At 63.6% G+C, this 16,675-nt stretch carries 13 protein-coding genes; 8 read left to right on the plus strand and 5 right to left on the minus strand.

Annotated features, from left to right (window positions below):
• The first annotated feature begins 141 nt into the window (after positions 1 to 141).
• Together aspT and QCE49_RS26885 are read left to right on the plus strand one after the other, a co-directional pair.
• Positions 142 to 1,833, plus strand: coding sequence for an aspartate-alanine antiporter (aspT, locus tag QCE49_RS26880; protein ID WP_175979139.1), 1,692 nt, complete (start codon positions 142 to 144; stop codon positions 1,831 to 1,833).
• A gap of 49 nt (positions 1,834 to 1,882) precedes the next feature.
• Entirely contained in the window at positions 1,883 to 3,529 is a 1,647-nt protein-coding gene (locus QCE49_RS26885) for a bifunctional aspartate transaminase/aspartate 4-decarboxylase (protein ID WP_008353781.1), read from the plus strand.
• Positions 3,530 to 3,589: 60 nt separating this feature from the next.
• Here the strand turns inward: QCE49_RS26885 and QCE49_RS26890 are convergent, their stop codons facing one another.
• Positions 3,590 to 4,786: a porin gene (locus QCE49_RS26890; protein ID WP_250435571.1), complete on the minus strand. Its 1,197-nt coding sequence runs from the start codon at positions 4,784 to 4,786 to the stop codon at positions 3,590 to 3,592.
• 240 nt (positions 4,787 to 5,026) lie between these two features.
• On the opposite strand from QCE49_RS26890, the gene QCE49_RS26895 reads away from it, so the two are divergent.
• Positions 5,027 to 5,395 carry a nuclear transport factor 2 family protein gene (locus QCE49_RS26895; protein WP_175979141.1) on the plus strand — a complete coding sequence of 123 codons (369 nt, stop codon included), beginning with the start codon at positions 5,027 to 5,029 and terminating at the stop codon, positions 5,393 to 5,395.
• Between the two features lie 15 nt (positions 5,396 to 5,410).
• Here the strand turns inward: QCE49_RS26895 and QCE49_RS26900 are convergent, their stop codons facing one another.
• Positions 5,411 to 6,526, minus strand: coding sequence for a succinylglutamate desuccinylase/aspartoacylase family protein (locus QCE49_RS26900; protein WP_175979142.1), 1,116 nt, complete (start codon positions 6,524 to 6,526; stop codon positions 5,411 to 5,413).
• A gap of 199 nt (positions 6,527 to 6,725) precedes the next feature.
• Positions 6,726 to 7,520, minus strand: a complete 795-nt coding sequence (locus QCE49_RS26905) for an ABC transporter substrate-binding protein (RefSeq protein WP_008353777.1) — start codon at positions 7,518 to 7,520, stop codon at positions 6,726 to 6,728.
• A 374-nt stretch (positions 7,521 to 7,894) separates the two neighbouring features.
• Here QCE49_RS26905 and QCE49_RS26910 point away from each other — a divergent pair, with 374 nt between their 5' ends.
• Positions 7,895 to 9,307, plus strand: a complete 1,413-nt coding sequence (locus QCE49_RS26910; protein ID WP_175979143.1) for an MFS transporter — start codon at positions 7,895 to 7,897, stop codon at positions 9,305 to 9,307.
• Positions 9,308 to 9,393: 86 nt separating this feature from the next.
• Entirely contained in the window at positions 9,394 to 10,290 is an 897-nt protein-coding gene (locus QCE49_RS26915) for a ferritin-like domain-containing protein (protein WP_008353775.1), read from the plus strand.
• Here the strand turns inward: QCE49_RS26915 and QCE49_RS26920 are convergent.
• Positions 10,280 to 11,014, minus strand: a complete 735-nt coding sequence (locus tag QCE49_RS26920) for a TetR/AcrR family transcriptional regulator (protein WP_250458876.1) — start codon at positions 11,012 to 11,014, stop codon at positions 10,280 to 10,282. The genes QCE49_RS26915 and QCE49_RS26920 overlap by 11 nt on opposite strands.
• 163 nt (positions 11,015 to 11,177) lie before the next feature.
• Between QCE49_RS26920 and QCE49_RS26925 the strand changes: the two genes are divergently transcribed.
• From QCE49_RS26925 to QCE49_RS26935, 3 genes are read left to right on the plus strand one after another with little or no spacing between them, the layout of a single operon-like run.
• Positions 11,178 to 12,359 carry an isovaleryl-CoA dehydrogenase gene (locus QCE49_RS26925; RefSeq protein ID WP_062603797.1) on the plus strand — a complete coding sequence of 394 codons (1,182 nt, stop codon included), beginning with the start codon at positions 11,178 to 11,180 and terminating at the stop codon, positions 12,357 to 12,359.
• 10 nt (positions 12,360 to 12,369) lie between these two features.
• Positions 12,370 to 13,977 carry a carboxyl transferase domain-containing protein gene (locus tag QCE49_RS26930; RefSeq protein WP_175979144.1) on the plus strand — a complete coding sequence of 536 codons (1,608 nt, stop codon included), beginning with the start codon at positions 12,370 to 12,372 and terminating at the stop codon, positions 13,975 to 13,977.
• Between the two features lie 17 nt (positions 13,978 to 13,994).
• A complete protein-coding gene (locus QCE49_RS26935) occupies positions 13,995 to 15,998 on the plus strand; it encodes an acetyl/propionyl/methylcrotonyl-CoA carboxylase subunit alpha (protein WP_250458878.1) in 2,004 nt (667 codons plus the stop codon).
• On the opposite strand, the gene QCE49_RS26940 is transcribed toward QCE49_RS26935, so the two are convergent.
• Positions 15,988 to 16,515 (minus strand): OmpA family protein, encoded by a 528-nt coding sequence (locus QCE49_RS26940; RefSeq protein ID WP_250458880.1) that lies wholly within the window; start codon positions 16,513 to 16,515, stop codon positions 15,988 to 15,990. The two genes, QCE49_RS26935 and QCE49_RS26940, sit on opposite strands and share 11 nt — an antisense overlap.
• Positions 16,516 to 16,675 lie beyond the last annotated feature (160 nt).

Raw genomic sequence — 16,675 nt, forward strand, 5'->3', positions numbered from 1 at the left:
CGTCTCGATGAAAACAGCGGCTCCGGCCGCTGTTTTCATTGATGGTTTCAAAGCTGCACCAAATAGTGTATTGCTGGCGTTCGGATCATTCATTCCCTTCATCGCTGATGTGCGAGCGGCTCATACCGCAAAGGAGTGCCTATGTCCTGGCTTACGGCAACACTGCGCAGTTATCCTGAAATCGCCATCTTTCTGTCGCTCGGCGTCGGCTATTGGGTCGGCGGAAAAAGCTTTCGCGGCTTCAGCCTCGGCGCCGTGACGGCGACCTTGCTCGCGGCCATCGCCATCGGGCAACTAGGCATCAGCATTTCGTCGAACGTCAAATCGGTCTTCTTTCTGATGTTCCTGTTCGCCGTCGGTTACGGCGTCGGTCCGCAGTTCGTGCGCGGCATCGCGAAAGACGGCTTGCCGCAGGCGATCTTCTCCGTCATCCAGTGCGTGCTGTGCCTCGCGGCGCCTTACGCGGCGGCGAAGATCGCGGGTTATGACGTCGGCTCGGCGGCGGGCCTGTTCGCGGGCTCGCAGACGATTTCCGCTTCGATGGGCCTCGCCACCGACGCCATCAACCGGCTCGGCCTGCCGCCGGATCAGGCGAAGGCGCTGCTCGACGCGATGCCGACCGCCTACGCCGTGACCTATATCTTCGGGACGATCGGCTCCGCGCTGATTCTCGCGATGCTCGGGCCGAAGCTGCTCAACATCGACCTCGTCGCGGCCTGCAAGGAATACGAGGCGACGCTCGGCGGCGGCGGCGATCTCGGCGGCGCGGGGCAGGCGTGGCACAAGTTCGAACTGCGCGCGTATCGCGTGGCGGAGCACGGGCGCGCGGCGGGCATGTCGGTCGCGCAGGCCGAAGCGCTGGAGCCGGAAGGCGCGCGGCTCTTCATCGAGCGGATTCGGCGGGGCGGAACCATTCAGGAAGCGAAGATCGACGACGTGCTGCAACCGGGCGATGTCGTCGCGGTCTCCGGGCGGCGCGAGCTGCTCGTCGATCTGCTCGGCGGCGTCGCGACCGAAGTGGACGACGCCGAACTGCTCGCCGTGCCGATCGAAGGCGTCGATATCTACGTGACGAGCAAGGCCGTCGACGGCAAGACGCTGCAGGAGCTCGCGCATATGCCCGCGTCGCGCGGCGTGTTTCTGCGCAAGATCAAGCGCGGCGCGACCGAAACGCAGATACCGATTCTGCCGAGCACGAAGCTGCATCGCGGCGACACGATCACGCTCGTCGGCCGGACGCAGGACACGTCGGCGGCGGCGAAGGCGATCGGCGTGCTCGACCGTCCGACCGACGCCGCCGACATGGCGTTCGTCGGCCTCGCGATCACGCTCGGCGCGTTGATCGGCGCGCTCGTGCTGCATGTCGGCGCGATTCCGCTCACGCTGTCGACGGCGGGCGGCGCGCTCATCGCGGGCATCGTGTTCGGCTGGCTGCGCGCGATCCATCCGACGTTCGGCCGCATTCCGTCGCCGACGATCTGGTTCATGAACTCAGTCGGCCTGAACGTCTTTATCGCGGTCGTGGGGATTTCGGCGGGGCCGGGCTTCGTCGCGGGCTTGCAGAAGCTCGGCGTGAGTCTCTTTCTGTGGGGCATTTTCGCGTCGGCGGTGCCGCTCATCATCGGCATGTACATCGCGAAGTACGTGTTCAAGTTTCATCCCGCGATCCTGCTCGGCATCTGCGCCGGCGCGCGCACGACCACCGCCGCGCTCGGCATGATCTGCGACGCCGCGAAGAGCCAGGTGCCGGGCCTCGGCTACACGGTGACGTACGCGGTCGGCAATACGCTGCTCACGATCTGGGGCATGGTCATCGTGATGCTGCTGACGTGACGCGGTCTTCCTGCCGCATTGTTTCCATCATCAATTCTGGAGGTGTTGGATGGCAAAGTCCGATAAATCGGGTTCCAACGACCGCGCCGGCATGGCGGCGCTCAGCCCGTTCGAGCTGAAGGACGAGCTCATCAAGGCGGCGGGCGGCGGGGCGGTCGAGCGTCCGGCCAATCTCGCGATGCTCAATGCGGGGCGCGGCAATCCGAACTTTCTCGCGACGATACCGCGTCATGGTTTCTGGCAACTCGGCCTCTTCGCGATGCGCGAGTCCGAGCGCTCGTTCGCGTACATGCCGGAAGGCGTCGGCGGTTTTCCGAAGCGCGAAGGGCTCGAAGAGCGCTTCGAGATTTTCGCGCGCGAGAACAAGGGCGTGCCGGGCATCGCGTTTCTTGCGGGCGCGGTGTCGTATGTGCGCGATCAGCTGGGCCTGAACGCGGGCGACTTTCTCTATGAGATGTGCGAAGGCATCCTCGGATCGAACTATCCCGTGCCGGACCGCATGCTGAAGCTGTCGGAGCAGATCGTCGCGCAATATCTGCGGCGCGAGATGATCGGCAAGCATCCGTTCGTCGGCGAATTCGATGTCTTCGCGGTCGAAGGCGGCACCGCCGCGATGACCTACATCTTCAACACGATGCGCGAGAACTTCCTGATCGCGCCCGGCGACACGATCGCGCTCGGCACCCCGATCTTCACGCCGTACATCGAGATTCCGCGCCTGAACGATTACAAGCTGAAGGTCGTCAATCTGGAGGCGGACGTCGCCCGCGGCTGGCAATACTCGAAGGCCGAGCTCGACAAGCTGCGCGATCCGAAAGTGAAGGCGTTTTTCCTCGTGAATCCGAGCAATCCGCCATCGGTGAAGATGGACGACGAAAGCCTCGAATACATCGCGGAGATCGTGAAGGAGCGGCCCGATCTGATCCTTCTGACCGACGACGTCTACGGCACCTTCGCCGACGATTTCGTGTCGCTCTTCGCGTTGTGCCCGAAGAACACGATCCTCGTTTATTCGTATTCCAAGTATTTCGGCGCGACCGGCTGGCGTCTCGGCGCGATCGCGACGCATCGCGACAACGTGCTCGACAAGCAGCTCGCCGCGCTGCCGAAGGACAAACGGGCGGAGCTTCACGAACGCTACGAATCGATCACGACGGAGCCCGACAAGCTCAAGTTCATCGACCGGCTGGTTGCGGACAGCCGTACCGTCGCGCTGAATCACACGGCGGGATTGTCGACGCCGCAGCAGGTGCAGATGGTGCTGTTCTCGCTCTTCTCGCTGATGGACACGCCCGACGCGTACAAGAACGCGTTGAAGCGCCTGATCCGCAGCCGCAAGCAGGCGCTGTATCGCGAGATCGGCATCGCGCTCGAAGAAGAGGACAAGAACGAGGTCGACTACTACACGATCCTCGATATCGAATATCTCGGCGAGCGCAGGCACGGCCGCGAACTGGTCGACTGGGTCATCAAGAACACGGAACCTTCGGAGATGCTCTTCAGGCTCGCGAAAGAAGCGCGTGTCGTGCTGCTGCCGGGGCGCGGCTTCGGCACGCAGCATCCGTCGGGGCGCGTGTCGCTCGCGAATCTGAACGAGAGCGACTACATGCAGATCGGCCGCGCGATCCGCAAGCTGATGGACGAGTACATCGAGCGCTATAACAAGGCCGTCGGCAAGAAGTCCGACAAGAGGTAAACAAATCGGGCCGCCCGATACGTCTGGCGGCCCGATCTCATGTCAACTCAGGAAGCAAGCTCAGAACTTGTGGCGGATGCCGATGCGGAACGCAAGCTGATCGTCTTCGCCCAGACCCGACGTGCCGAAGTAGCTCGACGACGACGAACCGATCGACGCCTGATTCTCGACGCCGCGGTTCGAACCCGAAGCCTTCTGATAGATGCCGAGCACGTACACATCGGTGCGCTTGGAAAGCGCGTAGTCGACGCTCGCGTCGACCTGGTTCCAGTGGCCGCTCGAGTTGCCCGTCATGTTCAGGTACGAGTAGCCGAGGCCGGCCGACAGCGCCGACGTGAAGCTGTACTTGCCGCCGATATCGAACGCGTTGAGCTTGGAGCTCGCGCCGTTGATCGGCTCGAACAGCGTGTTGGTCCACAGGCCGAACACGGTCGCCGCGCCGAACGCGTAGTTCGCGCCGACGCCGAACGTGCGCAGATCCTTGCCGGCGTTCGCGGTGCCCATCGTCTGGATGTTCGCGACGGCCGTGCTGAACGCGGGCGTCGATGCCGCCGGATAGCGGATGTCGGTGTACGCCGCGCCGATGCCGAACGGACCCGCCTTGTAGTTCAGGCCGAAGCTGTACGCGCGCGACGAACCCGCCGTCGTGGTCGTGCCGACGGTCGTGTTGGGCGTGCCCGCGAACGCGCCTGCCTGGTTCGAGAAGCCGTACATCGCGCCGAACGTCACGCCGTAGAAGCTCGCGCTGCTGAACTTGACCGCGTTGTTGATGCGGCTCGACGTCAGCTGGTCGACGTCGTTCATGTGATACGCGTAGTTGCCCGCGAGCGTCTGGCCGCCGATCGAATAGTTGCTGCCGAGGTAATCGGTCGAGAACGAATATTGACGGCCGAAGGTCAGCGAGCCGACGTCGTTCTTCGCGAGACCGACGTATGCCTGACGGCCGAACAGCGCGCCGCCCTGGCCGAGCGTGCCGGTGCCGCTATTGAAGCCGTTCTCCAACGTGAAGATCGCCTTCAGGCCGCCACCCAGGTCTTCCGAACCCTTCAGGCCCCAACGGCTGCCTTGCGCGACGCCGTCGTCGTACTTGAAGAGCTTATCGCCCGCGCGCGTCGCGGTTTGCGTGCTGTTGTTCACGTAGCTGATGCCGGCGTCGATGATGCCGTAGAGCGTTACGCTGCTTTGCGCTTGCGCGGACGTGGCGGCGAGGGCGGCAAAGGTGGCGAGCGCGGCGGTCGCCAAGAGATTCTTCTTCAAAACAAGCTCCGTATGATGGTTCGCGGTGTGGTTGTTGACGGTGTCTGCAGTGCGTCGCGCTCTGATGGCGCGTGGCGTTCGACGGGCGCAAATGTAGCGGGCGCTAAAGAAAGAAATGTGACAGTGCTTTCAGCCGCCTTGCGGTGTGTCGCGCGTGCAACAGGGATGGCGAAATATCGGCGCTTGTGTATTCGGCGCGTCCGATGCGATGCTCTCGGTTCCGTCACCGCGAGCGAAAACATGGACGAGCAAGGAATCCGCGAACTGGAGGAGCGCCTGAAGAAGGCGATGCTGGCATCGGACGTGGACGCACTCGATGCGCTATTGGCCGACGACCTCAGCTTCGTCGATGCGACCGGCAAGGTCTGGACGAAGTCCGACGATCTCAACGGGCATCGTTACGGCATGCAGCGCATCGAGAAACTGGACGTCGAGGATCAGAGCGTGCGCGTGTACGGCGCGTTTGCCGTGACGGTCACGCGCGTGGCGCTTTCGGGAACGTTCGCGGGCGCGCCGTTCGCGGGCAGCTTGCGCTACACGCGAACGTGGGGTGACATTGGCGGCGCGTGGAAGATCGTCGCGGCGCAATGTTGTCTCGCGCCGTTCTGATCCGCCGCGAAACGCTTACGCCGACAGCAGCGAGCCCGTGCGATAGGCCTTCGCGCCCGCAATGCGCGCCACTTCCAGCCCGGCCGTCGCGAAGCGCGTGATATGCCGTGCGTACATCACGCCGGAGGTCGTGCACTTGAGCGTGGTGACGACATCGGTGAGCGGATCGACGATATCGGCGATCGGCTCGCCCGCTTCGATGAACGCGCCCACTTGCGCGCGAAACACGAGCACGCCCGACGCCGGCGCGACGATCGGCTCCGCGCCCGCGAGCGGCGTCGCCGGATACGCGAGCGGCGGCTGCTCGGGCACGGGCGCGTCGATCACGCCGCGGTGGATCAGATAGTTGACGATGGCCTGCGCGTCTTTATCCGCGAGTTCGTAGGACACGTCGTGCTGGCTGCGCAGTTCGACCGTCACCGAAATGCCGCCATTCGGAATCGGGAAGCGCTCGCCGTAACGCTGGCGCAAATCCGACCAGCAGAAGCTGTGGATTTCGTCGAACGGATTGCCGACCGAATTCAGCGCGAGCAACGACGCTCTTGCATCGAGATAGCGCGCGAGCGGCTCGACTTCGTCCCAGATGTCCGGATTGGTGTAGAGATGCAGCGCGGCGTCGAGATCGCAGTGCAGATCGAGCACGACATCGGCGTCGAAGGAAAGCTTTTGCAGCGCGAGGCGTTGCGATTCGAGCTCGGTGTGCGGCGTCTGCTCGTCGAGCGCTTCTTTCATCGCGGCGCGCACGGCGAGCTTGTTCGCGCCGGCGTCCTTGCCGAGGCGCGCTTCGATGCGCGGCGCGATCAGCGCGGCGAGATCGTGGAAATTGCGGTTGAAGTTGTGGCCGCTGTTGGTCTCGAAGCGGCCCATCAGCGTGCCGTGCAGATGTTGCGACAGGCCGATCGGATTCGGCACCGGCACGATGACGACTTCGCCGCGCAGCTTGCCCGCCGCTTCGAATTCGGCGAGCTGGCGGCGCAGACGCCATGCGACGAGCATGCCGGGCAGTTCGTCCGCGTGCAGCGACGACTGGACGTAGATTTTCTGGCCGCCGCCGGGGCCGTAGTGAAAACTCGTGATGTTGCGGGAAGTGCCGAGCGTCGGCGAGATCAGGGAATGAGTTCTGGTTTGCATGTTGGTCGCGCGCAGGCGAGTGCGCGGTCTTGCCTCGGAAAAGTGCTCCGCGCCGCGGCGTCTCCTTCCGTCGGCGCTGTCTCGAACGTTCGATCTTAGCGGAAATCGGCCGCCAAAACCGCTGTCCGAAAAGCAAACGGGCTCCGCGCCCTTGAGCGCGGAGCCCGTTCGTCAGCCGGTGTGGCTTGTGGCGAGCGGCTTAGCTGCCGTACACGTCGAAGTCGAAGTACTTCTTTTCGAGCTTCTTGTAGGTGCCGTCCTTGATGATGTCGGCGATAGCCTTGTCGATCTTTGCCTTCAGATCGGTGTCTTCCTTGCGCAGACCGATGCCCGCGCCGTTGCCGAGCGTCTTCGGATCGTCGATGTTTTGACCGGCGAAGTCGTAGCCCGCGCCGCGCGGCGTCTTCAGGAAGCCGATTTCAGCCTGCACCGCGTCTTGCAGCGCGGCGTCCAGGCGGCCCGAGATCAGATCGGCATAGACCTGGTCCTGGTTCTGGTACGGCGTGACCGTCACGCCCTTCGGCGCCCAGTAGGTCTTGGCGTAGGTTTCCTGGATCGTGCCCTGTTCGACGCCCACGTTCTTGCCCTTCAGGCTTTCGGCCGTCGGCAGGATGTTGCTGCCCTTTTTCGCGACGAGGCGCGTCGGCGTGTTGAAGAGCTTGCTCGAGAAGGCGATCTGCTCGGCGCGTTGCGGCGTCATCGACATCGAGGAAAGCACGCCGTCGAACTTCTTCGCCTTGAGCGCGGGAATCATGCCGTCGAAGTCGTTTTCCACCCACACGCACTTCGCCTTCAGGCGCGCGCAGATCTCATTGCCGAGATCGATGTCGAAACCGACCAGCTTGCCGTCGGAACCCTTCGACTCGAACGGGGGATAGCTTGCGTCGACGCCGAAACGGATCGTCGAATAGTCCTTCGCAAGCGCCGGCGTGACGGCGGTGAGCGACGTGGCGGCGAGAAGGGACATCGTCAGTGCCGCGAGCAGTTTCTTCACTGTTTTAACTCCAGAAGGTGGTCAGTTCAGCCCGGAAGGTCTCGTACCGGACGTCCGGCGCGTCGTTGGGCGCCAGAGCATGATATTCCGCGGATCGTGTCCGTTCAGAATCGGCAGAAGGTTACCAAGCCAAAATAGTTCGGGAGCTAGTAAAAGCCCGGATAGCGGGGCTTTAGAGCTTTTCTTCGTATCGGGGGCTGAGCGGATGGTTCTTCCGGAACCCCGGCAGTCCGATGGCGATCGGTGTGACGCACGAGGCGACGGGATTCAGCTTCCAGCTCATGTTACCCACCCGGTTAAAATTCGTCCCTCGTCCGACCGCGCCGCGCCAGCGATGCCGCGCGGCGCACCCCGCCTCATGAGGAGACACCCCGATGGCCACACCCCGCAGCGCACACGCACAGGCGCTTCCCGTCACCGCCGGCAGCATTTCCGCCCGGCTCGATCGCCTGCCCGCCACGCGCTCCGTCTGGACGCTCATCGTCCTTTTGAGCCTCGGTTTCTTCTTCGAGCTCTACGATCTGCTGTATTCCGGATACGTCGCGCCGGGTCTCGTCAAAAGCGGCATTCTCACGCCGACGACCAGCGGACTTTTCGGCATGACGGGCGTCGCGAGCTTTATCGCGTCGCTGTTCGCGGGGCTTTTCATCGGCACGATCGCCTGCGGATTTCTCGCCGACCGCTTCGGACGGCGCGCGATCTTCACGTATTCGCTGCTCTGGTACACCGGCGCCAACCTCGTCATGGCGTTCCAGGACACGGCGACCGGCCTGAACATCTGGCGCTTCGTCGCGGGCGTGGGCATCGGGGTGGAACTGGTGACGATCGGCACGTATATCTCCGAACTCGCGCCGAAACACATCCGCGGGCGCGCGTTCGCGTGCGAGCAGGCGGTCGGTTTCATGGCGGTGCCGGTGGTCGCGTTTCTCGCCTATCTGCTCGTGCCGCGCGCGCCCTTCGGCATCGACGGCTGGCGCTGGGTCGTCATCATCGGCGCGCACGGGGCGCTCTTCGTCTGGTGGATTCGCCGCACGCTGCCCGAAAGCCCGCGCTGGCTCGCGCAGAAAGGACGCCTCGACGAAGCCGATCGCGTGATGCGCGCGCTCGAAGAGAAAGTCGCGCGCGAATACGGCAAGCCGCTGCCGCCGCCCGAACCCGCCGTCGAGACAGCGGAGCGGCGCGGCGCGTTCGCCGACATGTGGAAGCCGCCCTACGGCAAGCGCGCCGCGATGATGATCATCTTCAACATATTCCAGACCGTCGGTTTCTACGGCTTCGCCAACTGGGTGCCGACGCTGCTGGTCAAGCAGGGCATCACGGTGACGTCGAGCCTGATGTATTCGAGCATCATTGCGATCGCCGCGCCGGTCGGACCGATCATCGGGCTCGCCATTGCCGACAGGATCGAGCGCAAGACCGCGATCGTCGCGATGGCCGCGCTCAACATCGTCTGCGGGCTGGCCTTCAGCCAGTCGGGCAACCCGGCGTTTCTGATCGCGATGGGCGTCGGCCTCACGCTCTCCGCGAACATCATGTCGTACAGCTATCACGCGTATCAGACCGAACTCTTTCCGACGAGCATCCGCGCGCGCGCCGTCGGTTTCGTGTATTCGTGGAGCCGTTTCTCCGCGATTTTCACGTCGTTCATCATCGCGGGCGTGCTGAAGGGTTTCGGGACGACGGGCGTGTTCGTGTTCATCGCGTCGGCGATGCTGATCGTGATGGCCGCGATCGGTTTCATGGGCCCGCGAACGCGCGATCTCGCGCTGGAGAAAATCTCGCGATAGGCGAAAATGCGCGCATGATGCTGCGAGTCAGCGTCCTGTATGCCAAAATCCGCAGGACCTACCCATTCGGCGGCCAATATTCGAATATGTCCGACACGCTCAACCCGGTGGAAGCAGATCATGCGATGCGCAACTGGACGTACCGGTCGACGGGGAAGATTCCGATCGGTTCGGACCTGCACAAGCGCATGTTCTGCGAGATGTTGCTGACGACGCACAATCCGTACAAGCCGGCCGTCATCGACTGGCCGAAGCTCGATCCCGCAGCGTTGAAGCGCGTGACTTCGCTGCCGATCTGGGATATCGCGGTGCAGACGGAAGGGCGCGCGTCGATCCGCGTCGCGACCTACGCGGGCACCGTCGGCGATCCGCAATTGCGCGAAGCCTTGCGCATGAACGGCGGCGAGGAAGCGCGGCACAAGCTGGTGCTGTCGAAGCTCGTCGAGGCATATGGCATCGAGCTCGCGCCCGAACCGCCATATCCCGCTCCCGACGATGCATTGCGCGCGTGGATGCTCACGGGTTACAGCGAGTGCATCGACAGTTTTTTCGCGTTCGGCCTATTCGAGGCGGCGCGACAATCGGGTTATTTTCCCGAGGAACTCGTCGAAACCTTCGAGCCGGTGATTCAGGAAGAGGCGCGGCACATCCTGTTTTTCGCGAACTGGGTCGCGTGGTATCGGCGGAGTCTGCCTTGGTATCGCAAGCCGTGGTTCCTGATCAAGACCGCGAGCGTGTGGATTTCGCTGATTCGCGACCGCATTTCGCTCGCGCGCGGCTTCGACAAGAGCGGCGCGGCGCAGGATGCGAACTTTCCGGCGAATGTCGGCGATTCGGTCGCGGGCGATGTATCGGTTCGCTCGCTGATCGAACTGTGTCTCGCCGAAAATGATCGCCGTATGGGCGGTTACGACGCGCGCCTGCTGCGTCCGACGACCGTGCCGAAACTCGCGCGGCTCGCGCTGCGCTTCGTCAAGAAGTAGGTTTCTCGCGCGCGGCGCTCGCTTCGAAGCGCCGCGACGCTTCCTCGACGTCCTGCCGGAACTGCGCGAGCGCCGCCAGCTGCGCGTTCGGCGGCTGCAGCGCCGCCCACAATACTTCCACCAATTCGTTCGCCGTCGTCTCGATCTGAGTCTGACTCAGGCGGCGCTTCGCGAGCGTCGCGTCCCACAGGACGTGCTCCATCGGCCCGAAAACGAGCGAGCGCAACAGACGCAACGGCATGTCGGCGCGTACGTGGCCGAGCGCCTGGCCGCGCGCGAGCACGTCCATCAGCGGCGCGGTGTAGCGGCGTTGCAGCTCGGTCAGCGTGTCGGAGAGATCGTGCTGCTTCGTGCGGCCTTCCGACAGCACGAGCGCGCACAACCCGGTGCCGTTCATCAGCATCAGCCGCATGTGCGTTCTGACGATGAACGCGAACTGCTGCCTCACGGAGCCGTCGCGCGGGAGGCCGCTCTCGGACGCATCGATGATTTCGTCGTACCAATCCGCGATGACGCGCGCGCACAACTCGCGCTTGCCGCTGAAATAGCTGAACACCGTCGCTTCCGAAATGCCCGCGCGCTGCGCGATCTCGGCGCTCGTGGCGGCGTCGTAGCCTTTCTCGGCGAAGACGTCGCGCCCCGCCTGCAGGATGTCCTTCACGCGCTGCTGCGATTTGACGCCGGCGGGCGCGCGGCGGCCGGTGGCGGTGGTTTGCGTCGACATTGGCGGGAAACGTGGGGAAATAAATGTGAGCGTAGCTCAAAAATCTATTGACGGCTAGGCGATTTGAGCGTGAAATTGCCCCATTCCGTGGTTTGTGGTCCTGTGTGAGTGAGGCTCATATTTCAGGACGCACCGAAAACATCGCATCTGGAGGAGACGACCCATGAGCAACGTACCCGGCCTGAATTTCGCGTTGGGCGAAGACATCGACATGTTGCGCGACTCGCTCGCCAATTTCGCAGCGAAGGAAATCGCGCCGCGCGCGGGCGAGATCGATCACAGCGATCAGTTCCCGATGGACCTCTGGAAGAAATTCGGCGATCTCGGCGTGCTCGGCATGACGGTCTCCGAGGAATACGGCGGCGCGAACATGGGCTATACGGCGCACATGGTCGCGATGGAAGAGATTTCGCGGGCGTCGGCGTCGGTCGGGTTGTCGTACGGCGCGCATTCGAATCTGTGCGTGAACCAGATTCATCGCAATGGCACCGAGGCGCAAAAGCGCAAGTATCTGCCGAAGCTCGTGTCCGGCGAGCATATCGGCGCGCTTGCGATGAGCGAGCCGAACGCCGGTTCCGACGTCGTCAGCATGAAGCTGCGCGCCGAGGAAAAGGGCGATCACTACGTGCTCAACGGCACCAAGATGTGGATCACCAACGGGCCGGATTGCGACACGCTCGTCGTGTACGCGAAGACGGACATCGAAGCCGGTCCGCGCGGCATCACGGCGTTCATCGTCGAGAAGGGCATGAAAGGCTTTTCGGTTGCGCAGAAGCTCGACAAGCTCGGCATGCGCGGCTCGCATACCGGCGAACTCGTGTTCGAGAACGTCGAAGTGCCGAAGGAGAACATTCTCGGTCAACTGAACGGCGGCACGAAGGTGCTGATGAGCGGCCTCGACTACGAGCGCGCGGTGCTCGCGGGCGGGCCGACCGGCATCATGCTCGCGTGCATGGACGCGGTCGTGCCGTATATCCACGATCGCAAGCAGTTCGGTCAGGCGATCGGCGAATTCCAGCTCATTCAGGGGAAGGTCGCGGACATGTACTCGACGCTGCAAGCGTGCCGCGCGTATCTTTACGCCGTCGGCCGTCAGCTCGATACGCTCGGCTCGGACCATGTGCGGCAAGTGCGCAAGGACTGCGCGGGCGTCATTCTCTACACCGCCGAAAAAGCGACGTGGATGGCGGGCGAAGCGATTCAGGTGCTCGGGGGCAACGGCTACATCAACGAATATCCGGTCGGCCGTCTGTGGCGCGATGCGAAGCTCTATGAAATCGGCGCGGGCACGAGCGAAATCCGCCGCATGCTGATCGGCCGCGAACTGTTCGCCGAGACGGCTTGAGGCGCGCGTCATGACGATCATCGAATCGAAACTGAATCCGCGCGGCGAGGAATTCCGCACGAACGCGGCGGCGCTCGAAGCGCTCGTCGCGGACCTCAAAGAGAAGATCGCGAAGATCGCGGAAGGCGGCGGCGCGGCCGCGCGCGACAAGCACGTATCGCGCAACAAGCTGCTGCCGCGCGATCGCATCGCGCAACTGCTCGATCCGGGCACGCCGTTTCTCGAACTGTCGCAGCTCGCGGCGTACGGTATGTACAACGATGACGCGCCCGGCGCGGGCATCATCACCGGCATCGGGCGCATTGCGGGGCAGGAGTGCGTCGTCGTGTGCAACGACGCGACGGTCAAGGGCGGCACGTACTATCCCGTCACCGTGAAGAAGCATTTGCGCGCGCAGGAAATAGCGGAGCAGAACCGCCTGCCGTGCGTGTATCTCGTCGATTCGGGCGGCGCGAATCTGCCGAATCAGGACGACGTGTTTCCCGATCGCGATCACTTCGGCCGCATCTTTTACAACCAGGCGAACATGTCGGCGCAAGGCATCGCGCAGATCGCCGTGGTGATGGGCTCGTGCACGGCGGGCGGCGCGTACGTGCCCGCGATGAGCGATGAATCGATCATCGTCAAGAATCAAGGCACGATCTTTCTCGGCGGTCCGCCGTTGGTGAAAGCCGCGACGGGCGAAGAAGTCAGCGCCGAAGATCTCGGCGGCGGCGATGTCCATACGCGTCTGTCCGGCGTCGCCGATCATCTCGCGCAGAACGACGCGCATGCGCTCGGCATCGCGCGCAGCATCGTCGGCAATCTGAATCGCGTGAAGACGCCGACGCTCGCATTGAAAGAACCGCTGCCGCCGCGCTATGACCCGCAAAGCGTCTACGGCGTGATTCCCGTCGATACGCGCAAGCCTTTCGACGTGCGTGAAGTGATCGCGCGCATCGTCGACGATTCCGCTTTCGACGAATTCAAGGCGCGCTACGGCACGACGCTCGTCTGCGGTTTCGCGCATATCTGGGGGCATCCGGTCGGCATCGTCGCGAACAATGGCATTCTCTTCAGCGAATCCGCCTTGAAGGGCGCGCATTTCATCGAACTGTGCGCGCAACGCAAGATTCCGCTCGTGTTCCTGCAGAACATCACGGGCTTCATGGTCGGCCGCAAGTACGAGAACGAAGGCATCGCGCGCAACGGCGCCAAGATGGTGACGGCGGTCGCGACCGCCAAGGTGCCGAAGTTCACGGTGATCATCGGCGGCTCGTTCGGCGCGGGCAATTACGGCATGTGCGGCCGCGCGTATTCGCCGCGCTTTCTGTGGATGTGGCCGAACGCGCGCATCTCGGTGATGGGCGGCGAGCAGGCCGCGTCCGTGCTCGCGACGGTGCGGCGCGACGGCATCGAGAAGAAGGGCGGCACGTGGTCGAAGGAGGACGAGGAAGCGTTCAAGGCGCCGATCCGCGATCAATACGAAGTGCAAGGGCATCCGTATTACGCGAGCGCGCGTCTGTGGGACGACGGCGTGATCGATCCCGCGCAGACCCGCGACGTTCTGGGCCTCGGATTGGCCGCGACGATGAACGCACCTATCGAAGAAACACGCTTCGGCGTGTTCCGCATGTGACCTCGGGATGTAACGCCATGTTCAACAAAATACTCATAGCGAACCGCGGCGAGATCGCATGCCGCGTCGCGGCGACGGCGAAGCGCCTGAACGTCGGCAGCGTCGCGGTGTATTCGGACGCCGATGCCAAAGCGAAACACGTCGATGTCTGCGATGAAGCGGTGCATGTCGGCGGATCGGCGGCGTCGGAGAGTTATCTGCGCATCGAGCGCATCGTCGATGCAGCGAAGAAAACCGGCGCGCAAGCAATTCATCCGGGCTACGGATTTCTTTCGGAAAACGAAGCATTCGCGAACGCGTGCGAAAAAGCCGGACTCGTGTTCATCGGACCGCCCGTCGAGGCGATCAGCGCGATGGGTTCGAAAGCCGCCGCGAAAGCGCTGATGCAATCCGCATCGGTGCCGCTCGTGCCCGGCTATCACGGCGACGATCAGGATCCGTCGCTGCTTCAGCGCGAAGCGGATCGCATCGGTTATCCGGTGCTGCTGAAAGCGAGCGCGGGCGGCGGCGGCAAGGGCATGCGCGTCGTCGAGAGAAGCGAGGATTTCGCGGCGGCGCTCGCGTCGTGCAAGCGCGAGGCGGCGTCGAGCTTCGGCAACGATCGCGTGTTGATCGAGAAGTATCTGCTGCGTCCCCGTCACGTCGAAGTGCAGGTTTTCGCGGACAAGCACGGCAACGCGGTCTATCTCTTCGATCGCGATTGCTCCGTGCAGCGTCGCCATCAGAAAGTATTGGAAGAAGCGCCCGCGCCCGGCCTCGATGACGAAACCCGTCGCGCGATGGGCGAGGCTGCGGTCGCGGCGGCGCGTGCGGTGAATTACGTCGGCGCGGGCACGGTCGAATTCATCATGACGCAGGACGGCCAGTTCTACTTCATGGAGATGAACACGCGCCTGCAGGTCGAGCATCCGGTGACAGAGATGGTCACGGGCCTCGATCTCGTCGAGTGGCAACTGCGCGTGGCGGCGGGCGAGCCGCTGCCGTTGAAGCAAAACGAGCTGAAGGTGCATGGCCACGCGATCGAGGCGCGCATCTACGCGGAGAATCCGTCGCGCGGCTTTCTGCCGTCGACGGGCACGCTCAAGCACGTGCGCATGCCGCACGCGGTTGAGTTTTCGATCGATGGCGACGTGCGCGTCGATAGCGGCGTGCGTCAGGGCGATGCCATCACGCCGTTCTACGATCCGATGATCGCGAAGCTGATCGTGCATGGGCGCGACCGTCGCGACGCGCTCGCCCGCATGGCGCGCGCGCTGGCGGAATGCGAGATCGTCGGCTTGTCGACGAACGTCGAGTTCCTGCAGCGCATCGTGAAGAGCGAGCCGTTCGCGTCGGCTGATCTCGATACGGGCCTGATCGAGCGTCATCACGATGCGCTCTTCGCGCCGACGCACGTCTCGCGCAAGAAGGGGCTCGCGCTCGCATGCGCCGCGCTGCTCACGCGCGAGGGCGGCGAGGCGCACGGACATTCGCCGTGGGATGCGCTGTCGCACTGGCGCATGGCGGGCGGCTACAGCCAGGATTTGAACTGGCGCGCGCTCGATACCGACGAAACGCTCAAGGTCGTGTTCACGAAGAACGGCGAGAAGCGCCTGCGTCTCGACGATGCCAGCGCGCGCTTCGACTGGTCGCATAGCGGCGAGACATCGTTCGCGGTGCAACTCGACGATGCGCTGATCAAAGGCCACGTCTTCACCGACGGCGACGTCTTCCACGTCTTCCACGAAGGCGCGGCGTTCCAGTTCGAATGGCAGAACCTGATGGCGCACGCGGGCGATGCCGAGCACGAAGGCCGTCTCACCGCGCCGATGCCCGGCAAGGTGATCGCGGTGCTCGTGGAAACGGGCGCATCCGTGACGAAGGGCGCGCCGCTGATGGTGATGGAAGCGATGAAGATGGAGCACACGATCGTGGCTCCGGCGACGGGCAAGATCGGCGAGATTCTGTTCGAGGTCGGCGATCAGGTCGCCGACGGCTCGCAATTGCTCGTGCTGGAAGTCGAGCAGGCCGCTAGCGCTTGACCTTGGCGGGCGCGCCGAGCAGCGTCTCTTCGCTCTCGGCGCGCACGAGAATTTCCACGCGGCGATTCAGTGGGCGCCCTTCACGGGTGTCGTTCGTCGCGATGGGCCGCAGATACGCCATGCCCTTCGTCGTGATGCGTTCGGCGGGCACGCCGCGCGCGATCAACGCCTGCGCGACGGCATCGGCGCGCGCCGCCGACAGTGCGCGGTTATAGGCGAGCGAGCCTTCGTTGTCGGTATGGCCTTCGATCAGCACGGGCCGCATGCTGCGCTTCAACACCTGCGCCGCGCGATCGAGCATCGGCGAATCGCTGCGGCGAAGCGTCGATTCATCGGTATCGAAGAGCGGCGTGTTCGGCAAGCGCATCTCCACGCCTCCCTTGACCGGCAACATCGTGATGCCGTATTGCGCGTTCAACCGGTCTTCCTTCGACCGATTGAGCCCGCTTGAACATCCGGCGAGCAGCGCGAGCGACACACATGCGCCCACCGTTGCGCGCGAAGCCATTGCCTTCATTGCATAGTCCTGCATCGAAATCGAGTCTCGATTATAGGGAGCGCGAAAGGTGCGTTCTGTAAATAACGTTGCCTGACTGCGCGCATCGAGTGGAATGATTCGTGCGTGATTACAATGCTGGCGAGCTTTCATGTTTCGCCGGTCATCGATCTCACGAACA

This window comes from Caballeronia sp. LZ008 (assembly GCF_031451435.1).
Lineage (GTDB): Bacteria > Pseudomonadota > Gammaproteobacteria > Burkholderiales > Burkholderiaceae > Caballeronia > Caballeronia zhejiangensis.

What these genes read in the sequence shown, in the direction of transcription:
- aspT (WP_175979139.1), top strand. Translation starts at nt 142, where the DNA reads ATGTCCTGGCTTACGGCAACACTGCGCAGTTATCCTGAAATCGCCATC.
- QCE49_RS26885 (WP_008353781.1), top strand. Translation starts at nt 1,883, where the DNA reads ATGGCAAAGTCCGATAAATCGGGTTCCAACGACCGCGCCGGCATGGCG.
- QCE49_RS26895 (WP_175979141.1), top strand. Translation starts at nt 5,027, where the DNA reads ATGGACGAGCAAGGAATCCGCGAACTGGAGGAGCGCCTGAAGAAGGCG.
- QCE49_RS26900 (WP_175979142.1), bottom strand. Translation starts at nt 6,526, where the DNA reads ATGCAAACCAGAACTCATTCCCTGATCTCGCCGACGCTCGGCACTTCC.
- QCE49_RS26910 (WP_175979143.1), top strand. Translation starts at nt 7,895, where the DNA reads ATGGCCACACCCCGCAGCGCACACGCACAGGCGCTTCCCGTCACCGCC.
- QCE49_RS26915 (WP_008353775.1), top strand. Translation starts at nt 9,394, where the DNA reads ATGTCCGACACGCTCAACCCGGTGGAAGCAGATCATGCGATGCGCAAC.
- QCE49_RS26920 (WP_250458876.1), bottom strand. Translation starts at nt 11,014, where the DNA reads ATGTCGACGCAAACCACCGCCACCGGCCGCCGCGCGCCCGCCGGCGTC.
- QCE49_RS26925 (WP_062603797.1), top strand. Translation starts at nt 11,178, where the DNA reads ATGAGCAACGTACCCGGCCTGAATTTCGCGTTGGGCGAAGACATCGAC.
- QCE49_RS26930 (WP_175979144.1), top strand. Translation starts at nt 12,370, where the DNA reads ATGACGATCATCGAATCGAAACTGAATCCGCGCGGCGAGGAATTCCGC.
- QCE49_RS26935 (WP_250458878.1), top strand. Translation starts at nt 13,995, where the DNA reads ATGTTCAACAAAATACTCATAGCGAACCGCGGCGAGATCGCATGCCGC.
- QCE49_RS26940 (WP_250458880.1), bottom strand. Translation starts at nt 16,515, where the DNA reads ATGAAGGCAATGGCTTCGCGCGCAACGGTGGGCGCATGTGTGTCGCTC.